The sequence below is a fragment of the Streptomyces sp. NPDC007162 genome (assembly GCF_040634175.1).
In the GTDB taxonomy this organism is placed as follows: domain Bacteria; phylum Actinomycetota; class Actinomycetes; order Streptomycetales; family Streptomycetaceae; genus Streptomyces.
The window spans coordinates 1-24,332 of record NZ_JBEYFC010000007.1 but is presented as its reverse complement, the minus strand read 5'-3'; the positions used below and the strand labels follow the sequence as shown (position 1 = coordinate 24,332).

At 71.1% G+C, this 24,332-nt stretch carries 18 protein-coding genes; 9 read left to right on the top strand and 9 right to left on the bottom strand.

Going from position 1 to position 24,332, the window contains the following annotated elements; all coding sequences use genetic code 11:
- Positions 1-244: 244 nt before the first annotated feature.
- The 5 genes from ABZ646_RS01735 to ABZ646_RS01715 are packed head-to-tail and all read left to right on the top strand — an operon-like array spanning position 245 to position 8,249.
- Positions 245-3,067, top strand: coding sequence for a nitrate- and nitrite sensing domain-containing protein (locus tag ABZ646_RS01735; protein WP_360511857.1), 2,823 nt, complete (start codon positions 245-247; stop codon positions 3,065-3,067).
- Positions 3,064-3,498, top strand: a complete 435-nt coding sequence (locus tag ABZ646_RS01730; protein WP_132894220.1) for a roadblock/LC7 domain-containing protein — start codon at positions 3,064-3,066, stop codon at positions 3,496-3,498. The genes ABZ646_RS01735 and ABZ646_RS01730 overlap by 4 nt, the downstream gene beginning before the upstream one ends.
- A gap of 9 nt (positions 3,499-3,507) precedes the next feature.
- Positions 3,508-3,903, top strand: coding sequence for a DUF742 domain-containing protein (locus ABZ646_RS01725; protein ID WP_360511855.1), 396 nt, complete (start codon positions 3,508-3,510; stop codon positions 3,901-3,903).
- A 24-nt stretch (positions 3,904-3,927) separates the two neighbouring features.
- The gene (locus tag ABZ646_RS01720; protein ID WP_360511853.1) at positions 3,928-7,617 is read left to right on the top strand and encodes a hydantoinase B/oxoprolinase family protein; all 3,690 of its coding nucleotides are present in this window, start codon (positions 3,928-3,930) and stop codon (positions 7,615-7,617) included.
- A gap of 26 nt (positions 7,618-7,643) precedes the next feature.
- Positions 7,644-8,249 (top strand): ATP/GTP-binding protein, encoded by a 606-nt coding sequence (locus tag ABZ646_RS01715; RefSeq protein ID WP_360511899.1) that lies wholly within the window; start codon positions 7,644-7,646, stop codon positions 8,247-8,249.
- A gap of 55 nt (positions 8,250-8,304) precedes the next feature.
- Here the strand turns inward: ABZ646_RS01715 and glpK are convergent, their stop codons facing one another.
- The 4 genes from glpK to ABZ646_RS01695 form a co-directional block, all read right to left on the bottom strand.
- A complete protein-coding gene (gene glpK / locus ABZ646_RS01710; protein WP_360511851.1) occupies positions 8,305-9,825 on the bottom strand; it encodes a glycerol kinase GlpK in 1,521 nt (506 codons plus the stop codon).
- 77 nt (positions 9,826-9,902) lie between these two features.
- Positions 9,903-10,640 (bottom strand): MIP/aquaporin family protein, encoded by a 738-nt coding sequence (locus tag ABZ646_RS01705; RefSeq protein ID WP_360511849.1) that lies wholly within the window; start codon positions 10,638-10,640, stop codon positions 9,903-9,905.
- Between the two features lie 389 nt (positions 10,641-11,029).
- Positions 11,030-12,220, bottom strand: coding sequence for a lipid-transfer protein (locus ABZ646_RS01700; RefSeq protein WP_360511847.1), 1,191 nt, complete (start codon positions 12,218-12,220; stop codon positions 11,030-11,032).
- Positions 12,217-12,648 (bottom strand): zinc ribbon domain-containing protein, encoded by a 432-nt coding sequence (locus ABZ646_RS01695; RefSeq protein ID WP_360511845.1) that lies wholly within the window; start codon positions 12,646-12,648, stop codon positions 12,217-12,219. The genes ABZ646_RS01700 and ABZ646_RS01695 overlap by 4 nt, the downstream gene beginning before the upstream one ends.
- A gap of 203 nt (positions 12,649-12,851) precedes the next feature.
- Here ABZ646_RS01695 and ABZ646_RS01690 point away from each other — a divergent pair, with 203 nt between their 5' ends.
- On the top strand, positions 12,852-13,385 hold the full coding sequence (locus ABZ646_RS01690; protein WP_360511843.1) for an NUDIX domain-containing protein: 534 nt from the start codon (positions 12,852-12,854) through the stop codon (positions 13,383-13,385).
- Positions 13,386-13,395: 10 nt separating this feature from the next.
- On the opposite strand, the gene ABZ646_RS01685 is transcribed toward ABZ646_RS01690, so the two are convergent.
- Entirely contained in the window at positions 13,396-15,756 is a 2,361-nt protein-coding gene (locus ABZ646_RS01685) for a glycoside hydrolase family 31 protein (RefSeq protein ID WP_360511841.1), read from the bottom strand.
- 213 nt (positions 15,757-15,969) lie between these two features.
- Between ABZ646_RS01685 and ABZ646_RS01680 the strand changes: the two genes are divergently transcribed.
- Positions 15,970-17,946 carry an acetoacetate--CoA ligase gene (locus ABZ646_RS01680; RefSeq protein ID WP_360511839.1) on the top strand — a complete coding sequence of 659 codons (1,977 nt, stop codon included), beginning with the start codon at positions 15,970-15,972 and terminating at the stop codon, positions 17,944-17,946.
- Positions 17,947-17,964: 18 nt separating this feature from the next.
- On the opposite strand, the gene ABZ646_RS01675 is transcribed toward ABZ646_RS01680, so the two are convergent.
- The gene (locus tag ABZ646_RS01675) at positions 17,965-19,284 is read right to left on the bottom strand and encodes an aminotransferase class I/II-fold pyridoxal phosphate-dependent enzyme (RefSeq protein ID WP_360511837.1); all 1,320 of its coding nucleotides are present in this window, start codon (positions 19,282-19,284) and stop codon (positions 17,965-17,967) included.
- A 111-nt stretch (positions 19,285-19,395) separates the two neighbouring features.
- Here ABZ646_RS01675 and ABZ646_RS01670 point away from each other — a divergent pair, with 111 nt between their 5' ends.
- Positions 19,396-20,604: an MFS transporter gene (locus tag ABZ646_RS01670; RefSeq protein WP_360511835.1), complete on the top strand. Its 1,209-nt coding sequence runs from the start codon at positions 19,396-19,398 to the stop codon at positions 20,602-20,604.
- 25 nt (positions 20,605-20,629) lie between these two features.
- Positions 20,630-21,523, top strand: coding sequence for a hypothetical protein (locus tag ABZ646_RS01665; RefSeq protein WP_360511833.1), 894 nt, complete (start codon positions 20,630-20,632; stop codon positions 21,521-21,523).
- 70 nt (positions 21,524-21,593) lie between these two features.
- Here the strand turns inward: ABZ646_RS01665 and ptsP are convergent, their stop codons facing one another.
- The 3 genes from ptsP to ABZ646_RS01650 form a co-directional block, all read right to left on the bottom strand.
- Positions 21,594-23,264 carry a phosphoenolpyruvate--protein phosphotransferase gene (ptsP, locus tag ABZ646_RS01660; protein WP_360511831.1) on the bottom strand — a complete coding sequence of 557 codons (1,671 nt, stop codon included), beginning with the start codon at positions 23,262-23,264 and terminating at the stop codon, positions 21,594-21,596.
- Positions 23,265-23,370: 106 nt separating this feature from the next.
- A complete protein-coding gene (locus tag ABZ646_RS01655) occupies positions 23,371-23,820 on the bottom strand; it encodes a PTS glucose transporter subunit IIA (protein WP_360511829.1) in 450 nt (149 codons plus the stop codon).
- A 241-nt stretch (positions 23,821-24,061) separates the two neighbouring features.
- The coding region (locus ABZ646_RS01650; RefSeq protein WP_360511827.1) for a hypothetical protein at positions 24,062-24,332 on the bottom strand (271 nt) is incomplete at its 5' end.

Sequence of the window (24,332 nt, the reverse complement as noted above, 5' to 3'; positions counted from 1 at the left end):
AACTGATCCTTCGTGCCGTTCCCGCCGTACTCGCGCGAAGTCGGCGCGATCGCGGTGGCAATCTCCCGCAATGCCCGGACAACTCCTCCTGTCCGTTCCTGTCTGTCCGCCATGTCCCTGCCCCGATGCGGAAGTTCACCGCCCGGACAGTTCTTCGAGTTATCCATGTGGCGGTAGTAGGCTCGCGCCGTTTGTTGACGCACATCTGTACCCCCGCCCCGCGGGGGTCAAGCTGGGGGAGGCCATGCGCTTTCGCGGGAAGTCGATCCGCCGGAAGATCGTGGCGCTGCTTCTCGTGCCGCTGGTGTCCCTGACAGCCGTCTGGGGCTTCACTGCCGTGCTCACCGGGCGTGAAGTCAGCCGGCTGTTCCAGGTGTCGGACGTCGTCGAGGACATCGGCTACCCCACCGACGACACCATTCAGGTCCTCCAGCAGGAACGCCGGCAGACCCTCGTCTATCTCGCCGACCCGCGTGCCGCCGACGCGCTCGCCGCACTGCGCCGCACCCGCACCGCCACCGACGATGCCGTCGCCAGGCTCCGCGCGAACGCGCAGAAGGGCGACGTCCGCGACGCCGTGAACGCGGACGACGGCGAACGCCTCACCGCCGTGCTCGACGCCTTCGACGGCCTCGCCCCCCTGCGTCGCAGCGTGGAGGCAGGCACCGTCAGGCGTTCCCAGGCCTTCGACCTGTACAACCGCCTCGTCGAACCCTGCTACGCGCTGCTGACCAGTCTCGACGGCCTGGACGACGTCGAGATGGAGAAGCAGGGCCACGCCCTCGACAACCTCACCCTCGCCCGGGAACTCCTCTCCCGTGAGGACGCCCTGCTCGGCTCGTCCCTGGTCGTCGGGAAGATCTCACGTGACGAGACCCGTGAGATCTCCGACCTGGTCGCCCAGCGCACCCTCCTCTACGACACCAGCCTGCCGCTGCTCCCGGCCTCGGAACGCGACCGCTTCGACCGCTTCTGGAAGGACGCCACCAGCGCTCCGCTGCGGGCCGCGGAGCAGTCCGTCATCGCCCTGGGATCCGGGACACCCGACGACGTCACCGCGAAGAGCTGGGACACCGCCGCAGGCAGCGTCCTGAAGGAACTGGGCACACTCGACGACCAGGTCGCCGACGGCTACCAGAACCGCATCCGACCCGTCGCCGTCAGCGTGATCGTCCAGGCGGCCGTCGTCGGAGTCCTCGGACTGGTCGCCGTGCTGTTCTCGCTCATCATGTCGGTCCGGGTCGGCCGCGCCCTCATCCGTGACCTGCGGTTGCTGCGCCAAGAGGCGCACGAGGCCTCCGGGGTCCGGCTGCCGAGCGTGATGCGCCGGCTGTCCGCCGGGGAACTGGTCGACGTGGAGACCGAGGTCCCGCGCCTGGAGTACGACAAGAACGAGATCGGCGAGGTCGGCCAGGCCGTCAACACCCTCCAGCGCGCCGCCGTGGAGGCCGCCGTCAAGCAGGCCGAACTGCGCTCCGGCGTCTCCGAGGTCTTCGTCAACCTCGCCCGCCGCAGCCAGGTCCTGCTGCACAAGCAGCTCACCCTGCTCGACACCATGGAACGCAGGACCGAGGACACCGACGAACTCGCCGACCTCTTCCGCCTCGACCACCTCACCACCCGGATGCGCCGCCACGCCGAGGGTCTGGTGATCCTCTCCGGCGCCGCCCCCTCGCGCCAGTGGCGCCGGCCCATCCAGCTGATGGACGTGGTGCGCGCCGCCGTCGCCGAGGTCGAGGACTACGAGCGCATAGAGGTGCGCCGGCTGCCGCGCGTCGCCGTCACCGGCCCCGCCGTCGCCGACCTCACCCACCTCGTGGCCGAACTCCTGGAGAACGCCACGGTGTTCTCGCCGCCGCACACCGCCGTGCAGGTCCTCGGCGAACGTGTCGCCAACGGCTTCACCCTGGAGATCCACGACAGGGGTCTCGGCATGGCCGCCGAGGCGCTGCTCGAGGCCAACCTGAGGCTTGCCGAGACACCCGAGTTCGAGCTCTCCGACACCGACCGGCTCGGACTGTTCGTGGTCAGCCGCCTCGCCCAGCGCCAGAACGTACGTGTGTCGCTCCAGCCGTCGCCCTACGGCGGCACCACCGCGGTCGTCTTCATTCCCGACGTGCTGCTCACCGACGATGTCCCCGACACCAACGGCATCGGCTTCCGCCTCGACCGCGGCCACCTCTCCCCGCAGGCCGAGCCCGAGAAGAGCCGGGCCGCCGCTCTGAGCCAGGTCCCCGCGCACCGGCCCGGAACGCCGGCCGCGCCGCTCGACGGGCCGGTCGAGCTGGAGGCGCCGGTCGACCTGGACGCACTGGGCGGCTTCCCGGGCGCCCTCACCGGCGACGACAGCGAACGCGGCGGACTGTTCCACCCCCGCCGCTCCCTCACCCGGGCCGACGACGACACCGCGCCCGCCGTGGGCGAGCCTCATCGGAGCGCGCCCGGGGCCGCGGACGCCCTCCACGACGAACGCCCCGGTGGACCCGTGGCACTGCCCAGACGGCATGCGCCCAAGCTGATCAGCTCGCACGGCAAGCCCGTCACCGAGCCGCGCTCCCGCCGCGCCGAGCCCGACGACCGGGAGCAGGCGGACCCGGGCCGCCCCGAACCGGGCGGACTCACCCCGCTGCCGTCCCGCCGCCGCACCGACGCCGCCGGGCACCGCGCCACCAGCTCGGCCGAACGGCCCGGGGAACACCCGGCGTACCCGGCCGAACCCGCCGGGCCTGCCGCCCTGCCGCGGCGCGCCCGCCGCTCCGAGATCACCACCGGCAGCGGCCCCGACGACTCCGTCCCGCCCCTCGACAGCACGCCCCCGGAGGCCGAATCCGGCACCCGGCCGCTGCCCAGGCGGGTACGGCAGGCCAACCTGGCCCCACAACTGCGACAGGACCCCGCACGACCCGCCCCGCGCGAGCCGGAACCCGTCGAGCGTGACGCCGACGAGGTCCGCAGCCGCATGGCCTCGCTCCAGCGCGGCTGGCAGCGCGGGCGGGCGGAGAACGCCACGGGCGACGGGGCCCGGCAGAGCACAGCACAAGGAACGACTAAGGGGGACGGTCGATGACCGATCCGATGGCGACCGGCCGCACGGCGACGAACAAGGGCGAGCTGAACTGGCTCCTGGACGACCTGGTGGACCGGGTGGCCAGCATCCGCAAGGCAGTCGTGCTCTCCGGCGACGGCCTGCCCACCGGTGTCTCCAAGGACCTCACCAGAGAGGACAGCGAGCACCTGGCGGCCGTGGCCTCCGGCTTCCACAGCCTCGCCAAGGGCGTGGGCCGCCACTTCGAGGCGGGCAGTGTCCGGCAGACCGTCGTCGAGCTCGACGACGCGTTCCTGTTCGTCACCGCCGCCGGGGACGGCAGCTGCCTCGCCGTCCTCTCCGACGCCGACTCCGACGTCGGCCAGGTCGCGTACGAGATGACCCTGCTGGTCAAGCGGGTCGGCGTACATCTGGGGTCCGCTCCGCGCACCGATCTGCCCGCAGGCGGGTAGTGGGATGACATGAGCGCAGACGGTCAGGGAACAGGTCACTGGTTCGACGACGAGGCCGGACCGGTCGTCCGTCCGTACGCCATGACGCGCGGCCGCACCACGAGTCCGGCCCAGCACCGCCTCGACCTGATCGCGGTGGTCGTCACGGAGCCCCACGCGGACGACCCCGAGGCCGACCGGATGCTGTCCCCGGAACACGTCGACATCGTGGAGCTCTGCCGCGACGTACCGCAGTCGGTCGCCGAGCTGGCTTCGGAACTCGATCTGCCCATCGGAGTGGTCCGGGTCCTCATCGGCGACCTCGTCGCCGGGGAACTCGTCCACGTCAACCGGCCGGTGCCCCCGGCCGAGCTGGTGGACGAGAGTATTCTGCGCGACGTGATCAACGGCCTCCGGGCGCTGTGACCGGCGTGGAAGCGGAGTAGTGACGTGACAGGCTGGCAGTTCTGGGTCGACCGCGGCGGTACGTTCACCGACGTCGTCGCGCGACGCCCGGACGGCCGGCTGCTCACCCACAAGCTGCTCTCCGACAACCCCGCGCGGTACGCCGACGCCGCCGTGGCGGGCGTCCGTGAACTCCTCGCCGGCTCCGACGACCCCGTGGACGCCGTCCGCATGGGCACCACGGTCGCCACGAACGCGCTCCTGGAACGCAAGGGCGAGCGCACCCTTCTGGTCGTCACCCGCGGCTTCCGCGACGCCCTGAGCATCGCCTACCAGAACCGCCCCCGCATCTTCGCCCGCCGCATCGACCTGCCCGAGCTGCTGTACGAACGCGTCGTCGAGGCCGACGAACGCATCGCCGCCGACGGCACCGTCCTGCGCGCCCCCGACCTGGACGCCCTGGCGGGCCCGCTTCGGCAGGCGTACGACGACGGGATCCGCGCGGTCGCCGTCGTCTGCGTGCACAGCCACCTGCACCCCGCCCACGAGCGGGCGATCGGCGAGCTGGCCGCCCGCACCGGCTTCCCGCAGATCTCGCTGTCCAGCGAGGTCAGCCCGCTGATGAAGCTCGTCCCACGCGGCGACACCGCCGTCGTCGACGCCTACCTGTCGCCTGTCCTGCGCCGCTACGTCCGCCGTGTCGCCGACGCACTCGAAGGCGTGCGGCTGATGTTCATGCAGTCCAACGGCGGCCTCGCCGAAGCCGGGCAGTTCCGCGGCAAGGACGCCGTCCTCTCCGGGCCGGCCGGAGGCATCGTCGGCATGGCCAGGATGTCGCAGCTCGCCGGGTTCGACCGCGTCATCGGCTTCGACATGGGCGGCACCTCGACCGACGTGTCCCACTTCGCCGGCGAGTACGAGCGGGTCTTCACCACCCAGATCGCGGGCGTCCGGCTGCGCGCCCCCATGCTGGACATCCACACCGTCGCCGCGGGCGGCGGCTCGGTGCTGCACTTCGACGGCTCCCGCTACCGCGTCGGCCCGGACTCGGCCGGCGCCGACCCCGGCCCGGCCTGCTACCGCGGCGGCGGCCCGCTCGCCGTCACCGACGCCAACGTCATGCTCGGCCGTATCCAGCCCGCCCACTTCCCTCACGTCTTCGGCCCGGAGGGGGACCGGCCCCTGGACGCCGACCTCGTCCGCGCCCGGTTCACCGACCTCGCGCGGGAGATCCGCGAGCAGACCGGCGACGACCGCACCCCGGAACAGGTCGCCGAGGGCTACCTGAGTATCGCCGTCGCCCACATCGCGGGCGCCGTGAAGCGGATCTCCGTGCAGAAGGGCCACGACGTCACCCGGTACGCCCTCACCACCTTCGGCGGCGCCGGCGGGCAGCACGCGTGCCCGGTCGCCGACTCGCTCGGGATCCGCACCGTCCTGGTGCCGCCGATGGCGGGTGTCCTCTCCGCACTCGGCATCGGGCTCGCCGACACCACCGCCATGCGCGAACAGTCCGTCGAGGTCCTTCTGGAGCCCGCCGCCATGCCCGGCGTCCGCAGGACCGCCGACGACCTGGAAGCCGCGGCCCGCGCCGAGCTCCGTGCCGAGGACGTCCCCGAGGACCGTATCGAGGTGACCCGCCGCGCCCAGCTCCGCTACGACGGCACCGACACGGTCCTGACCGTCGAACTCACCGAACCGGACGCGATGAAACACGCCTTCGAAGACCGTCATCGCGCCACGTACTCCTTCACCCTCGACCGTCCGGTCGTCGTCGAAGCCCTCTCCGTGGAAGCCACCGGCATCACCCCACCCCCCGATCTCTCCGCCCTCGCCCCTTACGAAGGCCGTCCCGCCGCCCCGGAAACCGCGCGCCTGCACACCGGCGGCGCCTGGCGCGACGTACCCCTCCACCGCCGCGAGGAGCTGCCTCCCGGCGAGCCCGTCACCGGCCCGGCGATCATCACCGAGGCCAGTGCCACGACTGTGGTCGACGACGGTTGGCGGGCCACGGCGACCGACGACGGGCATCTGGTCATGGAACGCGTGGCGGTTACGCAGAGTTCCGAACTCGACACAAAGGCCGATCCGGTTCTGCTTGAGGTCTTCAACAACCTCTTCATGTCCATCGCCGAGCAGATGGGCGCCCGGCTCGAGTCGACGGCCCAGTCCGTCAACATCAAGGAACGCCTGGACTTCTCCTGCGCCCTGTTCGACCCGGACGGGAACCTGGTGGCCAACGCCCCCCACATCCCCGTCCACCTGGGCTCGATGGGCACCAGCGTCAAAGAGGTCATCCGCCGACGCGGCGCCTCGATGCGTCCCGGCGACAGCTACGCCGTCAACGACCCCTACCACGGCGGAACCCACCTGCCCGACGTCACCGTGATCACTCCGGTCTTCGGTACCGGCGGCGCGACGATCACAAAGGGTGACGGTCCGGAGATCCTCTTCCACGTCGCATCCCGGGGCCACCACGCCGAGATCGGTGGTGTCGCCCCCGGCTCGATGCCCGCGAACAGCCGCACCATCGAGGAGGAGGGAGTGCTCTTCGACAACTGGCTGCTCGCCGAGAACGGCCGGTTCCGAGAGGCCGAGACCCACCGGCTGCTCGCCGAGGCCCGCCATCCGTCCCGCAACATCCGCACCAACCTCGCCGACCTGCGCGCCCAGATCGCCGCCAACCGCAAGGGCGTCGACGAGGTCGGCCGCATGATCGAGGAGTTCGGCCTCGACGTCGTCCAGGCCTACATGCGCCACGTCCAGGACAACGCCGAGGACGCCGTCCGCAGGGTCGTCGACACCCTGGACGACGGCGAGTACGCCTACGAGACCGACTCCGGCGCCGTCATCCGGGTGAGCGTCCGCGTGGACCGCGGCAACCGTCGGGCGACCATCGACTTCACGGGCACCTCCGCGCAGCTCGCCACCAACTTCAACGCCCCGTTCTCCGTCGTCAACGCGGCTGTGCTGTACGTCTTCCGTACCCTGGTCGCCGACGACATCCCACTGAACGACGGCTGTCTGCGGCCCCTGGACATCATCGTCCCCCCAGGTTCGATGCTCGCTCCCGAGCCGCCGGCCGCCGTTGTCGCGGGCAACGTCGAGACCTCCCAGGCCATCACCGGCGCCCTGTACGCGGCCCTGGGCGTCCAGGCCGAAGGGTCCGGGACCATGAACAACGTCACCTTCGGCAACGAGCGCCACCAGTACTACGAGACCGTCGCCTCCGGATCCGGGGCGGGCGACGGATTTCCCGGAGCGAGCGTCGTACAGACCCACATGACCAACTCCCGGCTCACCGACCCGGAAGTCCTGGAATGGCGGCTGCCCGTGCGCCTCGACGAGTTCGCCGTACGGCGGGGCAGTGGCGGCGCGGGTCGCTGGCGCGGCGGGGACGGCGCGGTCCGCCGTATCCGCTTCCTCGAACCCATGACCGTCTCCACCCTCTCCCAGCACCGTCGCGTCCCGCCGTACGGCATGGCGGGCGGGGCGCCGGGCGCGCTCGGCGCCAACCGGGTGGAGCGGGCGGACGGCACGGTCACCGAACTCGGCGGCAGCGGCACGACGGACGTCGGCACCGACGACGTACTCGTCGTCGAAACCCCGGGTGGCGGCGGATACGGACATCCGTCACCCGGCGAGTCACCAAGAACGAACCGCATCAAGAACCAACCGCATCAAGAACGACTCCATCAAGAACAACCCCGTCAAGAACAACCCCGTCAAGAATGACCCTCATCAAGCAGGAGAAGAGATCGATGATCTTCGGGCGATCTGAGCGCGGCAAGCCCCTGGTCGAGCCCGTCACGCTCAAGATCCTCGTGGCCGGCGGCTTCGGCGTGGGCAAGACGACGCTGGTCGGCGCGGTCAGCGAGATCAGGCCGTTGCGCACCGAGGAGTTGCTCACCGAGGCAGGGCGGCCCGTCGACGACACCTCCGGCGTCGAGGGCAAGCACACCACCACCGTCGCCATGGACTTCGGCCGCATCACCCTGCGCGAGGACCTGGTGCTGTACCTGTTCGGCACGCCCGGACAGGAACGGTTCTGGTTCATGTGGGACGAGCTGTCCGAGGGCGCGCTGGGTGCCGTCGTGCTCGCCGACACCCGCCGCCTGGAGGACTGTTTCGCCGCCGTCGACTACTTCGAGCGGCGTTCCATCCCCTTCCTCGTGGGCGTCAACTGCTTCGAGGGCTCGGACCGGTACCCGGCGGAGGACATCCGCCGCGCCCTCGACCTCGACCCGGACGTACCGGTCGTGCTCTGCGACGCCCGGGACCGCGGGTCGGTCAAGGAGGTCCTCATCGGTGTCGTACAGCACGCGATGACCTCTGCGGCGGCGCACCGGCAGGCCGTCACCACCTGAGCGGCGGCACGGCCCGTGCCCCCGCCGACCGGGGTACGGGCCGTGGTCCAGGGGGTTACTCGGCGTCCTCGTCGAGCCAGCCGAAGCTCTTCTCCACCGCCTTGCGCCAGTTGGCGAACTCCCGCTCGCGCACCGACGCCTGCATGGCGGGCGTCCATTCGACGTCCTTCTGCCAGTGCGACCTGAGTTCGTCCAGGTCGTTCCAGACCCCGGTCGCCAGGCCGGCCGCGTAGGCGGCACCCAGGCAGGTCGTCTCGGACACCCGGGGCCGGATCACCGGCACCCCGAGCACGTCGGCCTGGTGCTGCATCAGCAGATGGTTCCTGGTCATGCCGCCGTCCACCTTCAGGGCCGTGATCCGCACCCCGGAGTCCTGGTACATGGCGTCCACGACCTCCCGCGTCTGCCAGCTCGTCGCCTCCAGCACCGCGCGCGCGAGATGCGCCTTGGTGACGTAGCGGGTCAGCCCGGTGACCACCCCGCGCGCGTCCGAACGCCAGTAGGGGGCGAACAGCCCGGAGAAGGCCGGCACGATGTAGGCGCCCCCGTTGTCGTCGACGCTCGCGGCCAGGGTCTCGATCTCGTCGGCCGTGCGGATGATGCCGAGCTGGTCGCGGAACCACTGGACGAGCGCGCCCGTGATGGCGATCGAACCCTCCAGGCAGTACACCGGTGCCTCGTCACCGATCTTGTATCCCATGGTCGTCAGCAGCCCGTTCTTGGACGCCACCGGCCGGCTGCCGGTGTTGAGCAGCAGGAAACTGCCCGTTCCGTAGGTGTTCTTCGCCGTGCCGACCTCGTAGCAGGCCTGCCCGAAGACCGCTGCCTGCTGGTCGCCCAGGGCGGACGCCACGGGCACCCCGGCGAGCCGGCCGACGGCGGTGCCGTACACCTCCGCGGAGGACCTGATCTCGGGCAGGACTGCCGCGGGGACGTTCATCGCCGCGAGGATGGAGGGGTCCCACTGGAGGGTCTCCAGGTTCATCAGCATGGTGCGCCCGGCGTTGGTGACGTCGGTGACGTGCCGGCCGCCGTCGGTGCCGCCGGTGAGGTTCCAGATCAGCCACGAGTCGATGGTCCCGAAGGCGATCTCGCCGCGCTCGGCACGGTCCCGGAGCCCGGGTACGTTGTCGATCAGCCAGGCCGCCTTGGGACCGGAGAAGTAGCTCGCCAGCGGCAGCCCGGTCTGCTCGCGGAACCGGTCCTGGCCGTCGCTGCCGCCGAGTTCGTTGCACAGGGCGGCGGTACGGGTGTCCTGCCAGACGATCGCGTTGTGCACGGGCTTGCCGGTGGCCCTGTCCCACAGGACCGTCGTCTCGCGCTGGTTGGTGATGCCGAGCGCGCTCAGCTGGTCCGGGCGCAGCCCCGCGTTGGCGAGCGCTCCGGCCACCACGGCCTGCACCTTGGACCAGATCTCCGTGGCGTCGTGCTCCACCCAGCCGGGCTTGGGGAAGATCTGGCGGTGCTCGCGCTGGTCGACGGCGACGATCGCGCCGCCGTGGTCGAAGATGATGCAGCGGCTCGACGTGGTGCCCTGGTCGATGGCGGCGACGTACTTCTCGGCGGTGTCCGGCATGGCTACCCCTTGGTCGCTGGGTCCGAAGGCTGCGGTGGTCGCTGGGTCCTGGGGTTGCGGGTGAAGGCTGGGGGCGATCAGAAGGCCACGTTGTAGAGGAGACCCGCGAGTGCCCCGCCGATCAGCGGGCCGACGACCGGGATCCAGGCGTAGCCCCAGTCCGAGGTGCCCTTGTGGGGGATCGGCAGGAGGGTGTGCACGATCCGGGGACCGAGGTCGCGCGTCGGGTTGATGGCGTAGCCGGTGGGCCCGCCGAGGGACAGTCCGATGCCGACGACGAGCAGGGAGACGATCAGGACGGTGGTGCCCGACTGGCCGAGCCCCTTGGTCAGCCCGAAGGCGAGGATCGGCAGGACCAGCGCCATGGTCGCGATGATCTCGGTGATGAGGTTGGCGGCCGGATTCCGGATCTCCGGGATGGTGGAGAAGATGCCGAGCGTCGGGGTCGGCTCCTCTCCTGACTCCCCGTCCGGCACGTTGGCCTGGAACTGGGCGAGGTAGACCAGATACGTCAGGACGGCACCCAGCATCGCGCCGGCGAACTGGCCGAGCAGATAGACCCAGACCTTGTCCCACTTGCCGGTGTCGACGGCGATGCCGATCGTGACGGCGGGGTTGAGCTGCCCTCCTGACAGCGGGGCGGCGGTGTAGGCGCCGGCGAGGACGCCGAAACCCCAGCCGAACGCGATCACCACCCATCCCGCGGCCCGGGCCTTGGAGTGTCTGAGGGTGACCGCGGCGCAGACCCCGGCACCGAACAGGATCAGGATGGCTGTGCCGATGACTTCGCCGACGAATATGTCTCCGTTGCTCATGGCGGCTCCCAGGGCGCTGGCCGGGGGATTGGCCCGGCGCTTAGAGCAGGAACGGTTCTTTGGCGACGTCGGCCGAAGGCGGGGAAGGTCCTGTGCCGGGCCTTGAGACAGGAACAGCTCAGACCGCAGTGCCTGATTGCGCCGAGAATGTACGGCGATGTCGACCGACACCGGAAGTTTTCACCGGCACCCAGGGAGCGTCAAGGTCGCTGACGGCAACGATGACAGGCAACCGTCGGGAAGCGGTCCTCACGTTTCCATCACCGGATGTGCAGCGGCAGGAGGGTCTCCTTGCGGGCCGACGCTCGGAGGGCCGGCACGGCCAGACGATCACGCATCATTCCGGGGTGATCACGCATGGTGCGATTCCTGCTGTCACACCGGTCCCGTCAGGCCACCGCTATCACGGACGAGCCATGCCCGAACAACCCCTGGTTGGCCGTGATGCCCACGCGCGCGCGGGCGACCTGCCGGTCTCCCGCCGAGCCCCGCAACTGCCAGGTGAGCTCGCAGATCTGAGCGATCGCCTGGGCCGGCACCGCCTCTCCGAAGGAGGCGAGGCCGCCGCTGGCGTTGACGGGTATCCGGCCGCCCAGCGCCGTCGAGCCCTCCCGCAGCAGCTTCGCCGCCTCACCCTCGGCGCACAGCCCCAGATCCTCGTACCACTGCAACTCCAGCGCGGTGGACAGGTCGTACACCTCTGCCAGGGACAGCTCCTCGGGGCCGACGCCCGCCTCCTCGTAGGCGGCGCTCGCGATCGACGCCCGGAAGGTCCGTGCCGGGGGCTCGACCTCGGCGGCCGAGTCCGTGGCGATGTCCGGCAGGTCCAGCACCGTGCTCGGATAGCGGGGCGTGACCGTGGACACGGCGCGGATCCGCACCGGCCGCGGCGCCCCGTGCCGACGGGCGAACTCCAGGCTGGACAACACCAGCGCGGCCCCGCCGTCGGAGGTCGCGCAGATGTCCAGCAACCGCAGCGGATCGGCGACCACCTGGGAGGCGGCGACCTCCTCGACGGTGACCCGCCTCCGGTAGCGGGCGTACGGATTCGCCGCCCCGGCGGCCGCGTTCTTCACCTTGACCAGCGCGAAGTCCTCCGGGGTGTCCCCGAACACCGCCATCCGCCTTCGTGCGTACAGCCCGAAGTAGGTCGGATTCGTCGCCCCGAGCAGCCTGAAGCGCAGCCAGTCGGGATCGTCCGGGCGTTCTCCTCCGGCGGGCCGGAAGAAACCCTTGGGCGCCGCGTCCGCGCCCACCACCAGCACCACGTCGGCGAGCCCCGCCAGGATCTGCGCCCTCGCCGCGGCGACGGCCTGGGCACCGGAGGCGCACGCCGCGTACACACTCGTCACCCGGGCCCCCTGCCAGCCCAGCGCCTTGGCGTAGGTCGCGCCCGCGACATAGCCCGGATAGCCGCCACGCACCGTGTCCGCGCCCACGATCGAGCCGATGTCCCGCCAGCGGAGCCCCGCGTCCTCCAGGGCGGCGCGGGCGGCCGCCGTCCCGTACTCCACGAAGCCGCGCCCCCACTTGCCCCAGGGATGCATGCCCACGCCGAGCACCGCCACGTCCGCCGTCATCGTGCCACCCCCGTCGGCCGCCAGTGCCAGGTGGTCCAGGTCGTCTCCGCGTCCTCGGCCAGCACTCCGGGGACGACCTCGACCTCCATGCCCACCGTCAGATCGGCGACGGTGATCCCGGGAACCGCCTGTCCCAGCACCACGATCCGCTCGGACTCCAGTTCCACAGCGATCAACGCGTACGGCTCCCAGGGAAGTTCCGGATCGCTCACATAGGGTGACGGAGGCCGGTATCTGCTGTCGGTGAACGACCAGATCCGCCCGCGCGGGGAGAGCGGGACCTCGGTCAGATCGCCGCCCGCGCAGGCCGGGTTGCGGCAGTGGACGTCCTCGCGCGGGAAGAAGACCGCGGCGCAGGCGGTACAGCGGGTGCCCAGGAGCCGGAAGGCGTCCCCCTCGCCGGCGAACCAGCCGTCGACCGCCGGCATGCGTGTACGCGACAAAGCTCCTCCAGGACAAGGGATCTGACGGAACGTCAAAAGTGTGCCACGGGCCGCCGGAATTGGGCAGCCCGCGCCGCCGGACGCCGACGTCCGGTCCGCCTCCTGATCGCTCGGCGTCACTTCACTTCCGGAAGAAAGCGTTCCGTTGATCGTGAGACGACACCCTCGTGATCGGATAAAGTCCGCGCGTGTCCGAAAATCAGCACCCCCTTGCCAACTCCGCTCCGGACTCGCATTGTTCGAGCTGTGGAGCGGCCTACGGAGAGGGCATCTCCGGCTGGCCACGCACCTGCACGGCCTGCAACCACACCGCGTACCGCAACCCGCTGCCGGTGGCGATCGCCCTTCAGCCCGTGTACGACACGAAGGGCACCGCCCTGGTCGTCATCACCCGCACCGTCGCCCCCGCGCGCGGAGGCGTCGCGCTGCCCGGCGGTTACGTCGACGACCGCGAGGACTGGCGGCAGGCCGTCGTCCGTGAGCTCAAGGAGGAGACGGGCATCGACGCGGCCGCCCGCGACGTGCGCCTCGTCGACGCCATGAGCTCACCCGACGGGCACCTGCTGCTCTTCGGCCTCCTCCCGGAACGTCCGGTCGAAGGCCTTCCGCCGTCCGGAGCGACGGACGAGACGGAGGGCTGGCACCTGCTGCGCCGACCCGAGGAACTCGCCTTCCCCCTGCACAGCGTCGCCGTACACGCGTGGTTCGAGGGCCGTTACTGAGCCCTCCGGATCATCCCAGCCCCCTGACGCGCACGGGGCGGGACGGCTCGCCCACGCCGTTCTCCCCCTCGCGTCGGAGTACCACCTGTCGGCCCTCCCAACGGGCGACGTAACGTTCTACCTCCGGCTCGTCCCAACCGTCGCCCGCGTCCGGCACGACCAGCCCGCCGCCCGTCCGCCCCCGGACGGGCGCCCACACCTCCAGCTGCGTACCGCCGTCCTCGCCCCGCACGGGAAGGACGGCACCCGCGCGCGCGAGCACCGGAATCCGGGACAGCGGCGCGTCCACGAGGACCTGCCCGGGACCCTCGTACGCCTGCTCCGACAACGTGTCGTACCAGCGTCCCCGGGGCAGCTGCACCGCACGCCGGTCGGTGCCCGGATCCAGCACCGGCGCCACCAGCAGAGCGTCGCCCAACAGGAAGGCGTCCTCGCGGTCACGCAGTGCCCGGTCCTCCGGCGCGCCCCACCACAAGGGCCGCACATACGGTGCGCCGGTGCGTCTCGCCAGATGCGCCAGCGTCATGAAGTACGGCAGCAGTCGCCGGCGTTCGAGAAGCGCCACGCGCGCGTGCTCCAGCACCTCGGGCCCGAACTCCCACGGCTCCCGGCGCCCCGCCCGCATGCCGGCGTGTGTGCGGAACAACGGCAGGTACGCGCCCAGCTGGAACCAGCGCAGGAACAGCTCGGGCGACGGGCTCCCGTCGAACCCGCCCACGTCCGGGCCCGAGTACGGGACCCCGCACAGCCCGAGTCCCAGAACCAGCGACAGGGACGCGCGCAGCCCGGGCCAGCCGGTGGCGACATCACCGGACCAGGTGCCGCCGTACCGCTGCATTCCTGCCCAGCCGGAGCGTGAGAACAGGAAGGGCCGCTCGCCGGGCGCCGCTTCCCGAAGTCCCGCGTAGGCCGCCTGGGCCATGCAGAGCGCATAGACGTTGTGCGCCTCGCGGTGGTCGCCGCCACGGCCCTCCAGAGCGTGCCGCGACGAGCGCGGCAGCGTCGACTCGCCGAAGGCGTTGAAGGACGTCGGCTCGTTCATGTCGTGCCAGAACCCGGCGAACCCCAGTGCCAGCCGCTCCTCGTACAGGGCACCCCACCACTTGCGCACGCGCGCGTGCGTGAAGTCGGGGAAGACCGACTCCCCGGGCCACCCCACCCCTTCGACCGGCCGCCCGGACGGATCCCGCACAAAGGCGTCCACTGCCGTCCCGCTGTCATGAACCGCGTTGCCCCGCTCCGCCTTCACCGCCGGGTCCACGATGGACACCAGCCGGATTCCGTCCCGCCGCAGCTCCTCCGCCAGCGTCGGCAGCTTGGGGAAGCGTTCGCGGTCGACGGTGAACACCTGATGGGCGTCATAGTGGTCGATGTCCAGATGGACGGCGTCCAGTGGCAGATCCCGCTCCTGGTAGCCGGCGACGATCCGCCGCACCTCCTCCTCGCTGCCGAAGCCCCAGCGGGCGTGGTGATGGCCGAGCGCCCATGCCGGCGGAAGGGCCGGCGGCCCCGTGAGCGAGGCCCAGGTGTGCAGCACGCGCGCGGGGGTGCCCACCATCACCCAGCAGCGCAGCGGGCCACCGTCCATCCGCAGCTCGCTCCGCCCGGTGCGGTCATGACCCGAACCAGCCCCCTCCTCACCCTCCCGGAGGGTCACCGTCCCGTCCCAAGAGGTGTCGTGGAACACCAGGTGCGTGGCCGCGTCCGCCACCACGAACTGCACCGGCATGGTGATGTACAGCGGATCGTCGCCTGGCCCGAAGGAGTGCCCGGGATCGGTGTTCCACAGCCGGTAGGTCCCGTCACGCAGCCGCGGCCCCGAGGCGCGCCCGCCGAGACCGAAGAACCGCGCGTCCGCCGCCACCTCCGAGCGCTGCACCCAGCGCGCGGTACCCCCGTCCACCGGCTCCCACCACCGCGGCGGCAGGTCCCGTCGCAGCATCACCCCGCCCGGCGTGCACACCTCCACCCCGCCGTGCCGCGAGACGCTGACCGTCACCCGCTCGGCCACGACCCGCCAGCCGCCGTCCGTGTCCGGTTCCAGCACCGCCCGCGGGTCGGGCTCAGGACCGCGACCCGCGAGTCCGTACGACGGCTCGGGACCGGCCCCGTCCCAGCCCCAGAAGACCGCACCGTTCACGGCGACCATGATCCGCAGCTCGGACCGGCTGAAGCGGATCAACCCGCCTCCCGGGCCCGGCTCCGCGCCCTGCACCGGCCCGGGCACCCGGGCCCGCTCCGTTCCCCGCGCCGGCAGCCCGGCCGCATCGATGCGCCTCCTGCGCCACGCGGCCCGTACGGTACGCAGCCCCAGAGCCGCCTTCCTCGAACCGACCACTCTCACCGAACGCACCAGGTCACGACCGTCCATGCTGCTCACCCTGCCACTCAGCGCTCCACACGTGCGCGCCGTTCAACTGCCGTTCACCCGTGCCGGGACCACATCTTCACGACACGGATCATGTGGAGCGCGCCCTGGTGTGGAAGTCGATCACATGGCATCGTCCCTGTCAGCCGCGTCACGCGCCCACCCCAGCCCGTGCGCGACAGACGCACACCAGCGCAGAAGTCCGGGAGCCGCCCCATGTCGACAGCGAACCCCCAGCCGCTCTGGCAGCCCGATCCGCAGCGGATCGCGCAGGCCCGTGTCACCGCGTTCCAGTCCTGGGCGGCGGCACACCACGGAGCACCCGCCGACGGGGGCTATCCGGCCCTGCACCGCTGGTCCGTCGACCACCTGGACACCTTCTGGAAGGCCGTCGCCGAATTCTTCGACGTACGGTTCTCGACGCCCTACGCGCGCGTGCTCGGCGACCGCTCCATGCCGGGCGCCGAGTGGTTCCCCGGCGCCACCCTGAACTACGCCGAGCATGCCCTACGGGCCGCCGGCAGCCGCGCGGACGAACCCGCGCTCCTGCACGTCGACGAGACCCACGAACCCCGCCCGGTCACCTGGGCGGAGCTGAGCCGCCAGGTGGGCTCCCTGGCCGCCGCGCTCCGCGCCCTCGGCGTCCGGCCCGGCGACCGCGTCAGCGGCTACCTCCCGAACGTCCCGCAGGCCGTCGTCGCCCTCCTCGCCACCGCCGCCGTCGGTGCCGTCTGGACCTCCTGCGCCCCCGACTTCGGCGCCCGCAGCGTGCTGGACCGCTTCCAGCAGGTCGAACCCGTCGTCCTGTTCACCGTCGACGGCTACCGCTACGGCGGCAAGGAACACGACCGCCGCGAGACCGTGGCCGAACTCCGCAGCGAACTGCCGACCCTGCGCGCCGTCGTCCACATCCCGTTGCTCGGCACCCCGGCACCCGAGGGCGCCCTGGACTGGGCCGACCTGACCGCCGCCGACATCGAACCCGAGTTCGAGCACGTCCCGTTCGGCCACCCCCTGTGGGTGCTCTACTCCTCGGGCACCACCGGCCTGCCCAAGGCCATCGTCCAGTCCCAGGGCGGCATCCTCGTCGAACACCTGAAACAGCTCGGCCTGCACTGCGACCTGGGCCCAGAGGACCGTTTCTTCTGGTACACCTCGACCGGCTGGATGATGTGGAACTTCCTCGTCTCCGGCCTCCTCACGGGCACCACGATCGTCCTGTACGACGGCAGCCCCGGCTACCCCGACATCAGCGCCCAGTGGCGCGTCGCCGAACGCACCGGGGCCACCCTCTACGGCACCTCCGCCGCGTACGTGATGGCCTGCCGCAAGGCCGGCGTCCACCCGTCCCGCGAATTCGACCTCTCCCGGGTGCAGTGCGTCGCCACCACCGGTTCCCCCCTGCCTCCCGACGGCTTCCGCTGGCTGCACGACGAGTTCGCGGACAGCGGGGCAGACCTGTGGATCGCCTCCGTCAGCGGCGGCACCGACGTGTGCTCCTGCTTCGCCGGGGCCGTACCCACCCTTCCGGTCCACACCGGCGAACTCCAGGCACCAGGCCTGGGCACCGACCTCCAGGCCTGGGACCCGCAGGGCAACCCCGTCATCGAGGAGGTCGGCGAACTGGTCGTCACCAACCCGATGCCCTCCATGCCGACCCGGTTCTGGAACGACCCCGACGGCAGCCGCTACCACGACAGCTACTTCGACACCTACCCCGGCGTCTGGCGGCACGGGGACTGGATCACCGTCACCGCACGCGGCTCGGTCGTCATCCACGGCCGCTCCGACTCCACGCTCAACCGGCAGGGTGTACGGATGGGCTCCGCCGACATCTACGAGGTCGTCGAGCGCCTGCCCGAGATCAGGGAATCCCTCGTCATCGGCATCGAGCAGCCCGACGGCGGCTACTGGATGCCCCTCTTCGTCCACCTGGCACCCGGGGCGGCCCTCGACGAGGCCCTGCTGAACCGCATCAAGCAGGCCATCCGTGAGCAGCTCTCGCCCCGGCACGTCCCCGACGAGATCATCGAGGTGCCCGGCGTTCCGCACACCCTCACCGGCAAGCGCATCGAGGTCCCGGTCAAGCGACTCCTCCAGGGCATGCCCCGGGAGAAGGCCGTCAACCCGGGGTCCATCGACAACCTCGATCTGCTGGACTTCTACGAGGACCTCGCCCGTAAGCGCTCCTGAGCCCTTCGCCGAGCGCGATCAGCCGCCGTAGGTGGCCTCGGACTCGCCCAGTACCAGGGCGAAGTCCGAGGCCAGCCGTGCGGCGTCGGCCGTCCCGAGTCCCGCGGTCGAGATCCGGACGCCGGGGCCGGCCGAAAGCCGGAAGCGTGCTCCGGCCGCAACCCACCAGCCGTACGAGCGCAAGCCGTTGACCACGGCCGACTCGTCCCGCACGGGCACCCACAGGTTCATCCCGCTCGCCCCGTGCGAGGCGACACCACGCGCGGCCAGCTCTCCGGCGAGCGTCTCCCGCCGCGCCGCGTACGCCGCACGCGCGCGTGCCACCAACGCGCGCGTGTCCGTGTCCGTCATCAGCCCGAGCACCGTCTCCTGCAGCAGATGACTGACCCAGCCCGACGTCAGGAGCAGCAGCCCGTCGTGGCGCGCGAATGTCGTCGCGTCACAGGCGGCCGCCGCCCACCGCAGGTCGGTACCGAGGAACTTGCTCACCGTCCGCACGTGCACCCAACGCGACAGGCCCGCACCGACCGCCGAGTGCAGCGGGGCGTCGGTCACCGAGGACGCATGATCGTTCTCGACCACCAGGACGTCGGGCCCCGTCCGCAGCACCTCGGCCAGGGCGTCCCGGCGTGCGGCCGAGAAGCAGCCGCCGTACGGATTCTGCGCCCTTGGGCTGTACACCACGGCCCGCACACCCGCGCGCAGCGCCGTGGTCAGACCGTCCGGACGCATCCCTTCGTCGTCCACGGCAACCGGCACGATGCGCAGCCCCAGCGCCGGGACGAGGTCGAGCAGGTGGTGATATCCGGGGTCCTCCATGGCCACGGCGTCGCCGGGCCGCAGCTCCACGGAGAGAACGCGGGCGATCAGGTCCAGCGCCCCGTGTGCGAACGTCACGTGCTCCACCGGGACGCCGTCCGGCCGCAGCCAGTCACGTACGGCTTCCTCCAGCCGCGCGAGCCGCGGCGCGGAACGGTGTGACCGGGCACCGGGGGACAGCCGCGAGGGCGGCACCAGACCCGGGAGCAGGGCCGCATCGGGATGCCCGCTCGCCAGGTCGCGGAGGTCTGCCGGCACTCTGGGCGGCCGCCGTGACGCCACCGCAGGAGCCGGAGCCACCACGGTGCCGCCACGTCCGCGCGTGACGACGATCCCGCGCCGTCTCAGTTCCTTGTACGCCGTCGCAACCGTGCCCGGGCTCACCCCCAGCTCCTCCGCGAGCCGCCGCACCGGCGGCAGCGCAGCCTCCGGGGCCAACGCGCCCTCGGCCACGCCCCGTTCCACGGATGCGGCAATCCCCTTGGCCGTTGCACCGGTGATCCCATATTGTATTACCACGTTGGCAAGTATGTATCAGTACATAATTTCCGGCAAGGGGGAGCAGTGCAGACGACGCCCGGCGCGAGGACACGACCGAAACGCATACCCGGAGGCCGCGACGGGCGCAGAATGCTCGCCGTCGCCCTGGTCGACCGCATCGGCAGCGGACTGTGGGCGTCGGTCTCGGTCCTCTACTTCACCTATGTCTCCGGTCTGTCCCTCCCCGAAGTCGGCACACTCGCCGCCGTCTCGGGCGCCATCGGCATCGCGGGAGCACCCCTGGGCGGCCGGCTCGCCGACCGCCTGCCCCTCACCCGTGTCCTGATCGCGCTCCAACTCCTGCGCGCACTCGCCTCCTTCGCCCTCCTCACCACCGACGACTACACCCTGCTGCTCGCCATCTCGGCGGTCGGTGCCCTCGGTGACCGCGCCGCCAACGTCCTCACCAAGCTCTACGCCACCCGCGTCGCAGGCCCCGAACGAGTCCGCTACCAGGCCCTCAGCCGTACCCTCGCCAACGCGGGCTGGGCCCTGGGCGGCCTGGCGGCCGCGGCGGCGCTCGCCCTGGGCACCAGCACGGCCTACCGCTGGCTCCTGGTCGGCGACGCCGTCTCCTTCGTCGCCACAGCACTCCTCACCCTGCGCTGCGGCGAACCCCCCTCGCCCTCCCGAGTCGTGGCCGGCTCCAAGAGCAGGCCCAGGCCCCCAGAACCGATCGGTCCCTGGCGCGACCGGACCTACCTCGCGTACGTCGCCACCGACACCGTCCTCTTCCTCGACGACGCCGTCTTCAAGATCGGCCTGCCCCTCTCGATCGCCCACAGCGACCACGTCCCGCACGGCCTCGCGCCCCTGCTGCTCGTCCTCAACAACGTGCTGGTGGTGGCCCTCCAGGTCCCGCTCGCCCGCTTCGGCACCAGCAGCGAGGCCGCCCGCCGCCTCCTCGTCCCGCTCTCCGCCGCGTTCGCCCTCGGCGGCACCGCCATGGCCCTCTCCGCCACCGGCAAAACCCTCACCGCGGTCCTGCTGCTCACCACCGCGGCCACCGCCTTCACCCTCGCGGAGATGCTCCACGCGACCATCTCCTGGGAACTCTCCGTGGCCCTGGCACCCGACACCGCCCAGGGCGCCTACCTCGGCGTCCACGGCCTCGCGCAGTCCGCCCAGCGCAGCATCGGCCCACTCGCCGTCACCGCCGCCATCGCCACCGGCCCACTCGGCTGGTCGGCGTTCGGCGCCATCATCGCTGTGACCTGCGGAATCCAGCACCGAGTCGTCCGGAACCGGCTTCCGCACCCCGCATTGTCAGTGGCGCCGGTTACTGTGAGTGAGCATTGATCGACCGCACACAGGGGGAAAGACCATGGCGCACACCCACCACCGGGTCATGCGACGCGTCCTGCGCCGCGAAATCGCCGGCACCATCGGCGTGCTGACCGACGAACACGACTTCCGCGCCATGCGGCGCTACCGCACCTTCACCTTCGACGACCACCCCACCTACCTCCACCAGATCGAAGCCCTCCTCAGGACCCGCGCCTCGGAAGGTACCCACACCACACTCGCCCTGTTCGACCCCGAGGAATACGCCGAGTTCTGCACGGACACCGGACTCGACCCGGACCACCCCGCGAGCCGCACCCGCTTCACCGCCGAACTCGCCGCCACCGGCGCCACCATCCCCTACGACGGCCGACCCCTCACCGATCTCGTCCCCGCCCTCGTCGACGAGGCGGTACGCCAGGCCACCTGGGAGTACGCCAGCACTCTCCTCGCCCGGCTCGGCCCCTGCCCCACCTGCGGCGAGGACGTCGGGCGGGCCGCCTTCACCCGCGCCTCCCACCTCCTCACCCGCATCCTCGACACCGCCCCACCGGGCGACCGGCACCTCGTCTGCAGCGTCTCCGGACCACCCGAAACCCTCGTCTCCGTCCTCCACGCCGACCAGAACGCCGACGGCACCACCGACCTCGACGAGGCCGAGACCCTCGAATTCACCAGCGTCCTCGCCCTCGGCCTCGCCACCCGCAGCCCCGGCGGCCTCGTCATGCGCACCAGCGCCCCGGGCAACCCCGACCGCGTCTACGGCTGGCGACTGCGCGGCGACACGCTCGCCCCCCTCACCGCCGGAGAAGTCTTCGACGCCTACTGCACAGACATCGAATCCGGTGACCTCATCTCCCCGGAATCCGACGTCGACTACTGCGCGCCACCCGACCTCGGCGGCCAGGACACGGCACCGGGTCACCACCACTGAAACGCGCCAGGGGCGCCCCACCCGCAGGTGGAGCGCCCCTGGAAGGGCAGCCGATCACGGCCGCACCCGGTTACTCGCCCGACAGCACCGCCTGAGCCGCCGCGCGCGCCTCGTCCGCACTGTCAGCAGCACGCGCCGCCGCCGCGGCCCGCTCGCACTGCGCCACCGTGTACTTGGCGAGCATCGCCCGGACATAGGGAATCGAAGCCGCACCCATGGACAGGGAGGTGACGCCCAGACCAGCCAGCACACAGGCCAGCAGCGGATCGGACGCGGCCTCACCACACACGCCGCAGCTCTTGCCCTCGGCCTTCGCCGCCTCCGCCGACAGCGCGACCAGGTCGAGCAGCGCGGGCTGCCACGGGTCCTGCAGCCGGGACACCGCACCCACCTGACGGTCCGCGGCGAACGTGTACTGCGCCAGGTCGTTGGTGCCCAGCGACAGGAACTCGACCTCCTGGAGGATCGAGCGCGCCCGCAGCGCGGCCGACGGAATCTCCACCATCGCGCCGAACTTGGCCCGCAGCCCCGCCTCCCGGCAGGCATCCGCGAACGCCTTGGCATCGGCACGGTCGGCCACCATGGGCGCCATGACCTCAAGGTAGACGGGCAGCCCCTCCGCCGCCTTCGCCAGCGCGGTCAGCTGGGTGCGCAGCACCTCGGGGTGGTCGAGCAGCGTCCGCAGCCCGCGCACGCCCAACGCCGGGTTCGGCTCGTCCGCCGGGGTGAGGAAGTCCAGCGGCTTGTCGGCACCCGCGTCCAGCACCCGCACGACCACCCGGCCCTCGGGGAACGCCTCGAGAACCTGGCGGTAGGCCTCGACCTGCTTCTCCTCGGAAGGAGCGCTCTTGCTGTCGTCCAGGAACAGGAACTCGGTACGGAACAGACCCACGCCTTCGGCACCGGCCGCCACAGCCGCCGGTACATCCGCAGGTCCGCCCACGTTGGCCAGCAGCGGCACCTTGTGCCCGTCCGCGGTGACACCCGGTCCCACGGAAGCGGCCAGCGCGGCCTTGCGCTCGGCGGCGGCCGCCCGCAGCTCCGCCTTCTTCTCCGCGCTCGGGTTCACGAAGATGTCTCCGGTGCTGCCGTCCACGGCGATCACCGTGCCCTCGGCGAGCTCACCCGCGCCGGGCAGCGCAACGACCGCCGGCACACCGAGGGCCCGGGCCAGGATCGCGCTGTGACTCGTCGGGCCGCCCTCCTCGGTGACGAAACCGAGCACCAGCGTCGGATCGAGAAGCGCCGTGTCCGCCGGCGCCAGGTCCCGCGCCACCAGTACATACGGCTCGTCGCTGTCCGGGACACCCGGCATCGGAACCCCCAGCAGCCGCGCGACGATACGATTCCGCACGTCGTCCAGGTCGGCCACCCGGCCGGCGAGGTACTCGCCGGCGCCGGCCAGCAGCTCGCGGTACGCGGCGAACGCGTCGTACACGGCACGCTCGGCGGTGCTGCCGACGGCGATACGTCGCTCGACGTCGGCCATCAACTCCGGGTCCTGGGCCATCATGGCCTGCGCCTCGAGCACCGCCTGCGCCTCGCCACCGGCCAGGTTGCCGCGTGCCATCAGGTCGGCGGCCACCGCCTCCACCGCCTGACGGGCACGATTCTGCTCCCCGGCGGCCTCTTCCGCCGGGATCTGCTTGGCAGGCGGCTCCAGCACCGCCGTTCCCATGTGCCGAACCTCGCCGATCGCCACACCGTGGCTCACGCCGACGCCTCGCAGCGTTGTCTCCATCTCACCCGTCTCCGATAGCGCGGCGGGTCCCGCCGCCGCAGTGGTTGTCGTGGTCGTCGCCTTCTCCGTCCTACGGCGGGAAGGCGGGTCGTCAGCTCCGGACGAGTCAGTTCCAGGCGAAGAGACTGTCCCCGGCCTTCACGTCGCCGTCCTCACGGAGCTCGGAGAGGGAGTCCGCCGTGGCCTCGAGCGCCACGACGGGGCATACCGGGGACTTGCCGGCGGCCTCCACCTCGGCCGGGTTCCAGCGGATGACGCCCTGGCCCCGGGTCACGGTGTCGCCCTTGTTGACGAGCAGTTCGAAGCCCTGGCCGTTGAGCTGCACCGTGTCGATGCCGAGGTGGGTGAGCACGCCGTGGCCGCTCTCGTCGACGACGACGAACGCGTGCGGGTGCAGGGAGACGATGACTCCGTCAACGGGCGCCACGACCTCGGAAGGCTCGCGCGCGGGGTCGATCGCTGTACCCGGGCCGACCATGGCCCCGGAGAAGACCGGATCGGGCACGGCGGCCAGTCCGATGGCGCGTCCTGCGAGAGGGGACGTCACGGTGGTCATGGGAAGCCTCCCAGGAGTGGAGCTGCTTACGGGCCGTCACTACCTGTCCCGGACGGCACTGAGCAGCAGCGTATGTCATGTGAAGTGGCGGTTCCGCATGGAAGCTACCAGCTAGTGGTCTAGACCACCAGCGTAATGGATTTGCGTGGGCTCCGAAGCTCCGTGTACAGTCATACTCCTGCCTGGGGCCAAGCGGCGCGTCAATGCGTCCGCGGTCGGCAGAACCCAAATTCGTCAGATCCTAACTTCGGATCATCTTCCGCATGCCTGCGGGAGGGTGGTCAGAGGGCCGGAAAAACACTGATAGAGTTTGGAACACCGAAGGGAAGCCCGGAGGAAAGCCCGAGAGGGTGAGTACAAAGGAAGCGACCGTTCCTTGAGAACTCAACAGCGTGCCAAAAGTCAACGCCAGATATGTTGATACCCCGTCTCCGGCCGACATCGGCTGGGGCGAGGTTCCTTTGAAGAAATACACAGCGAGGACGCTGTGAACGGTCGGATCATTCCTCCGA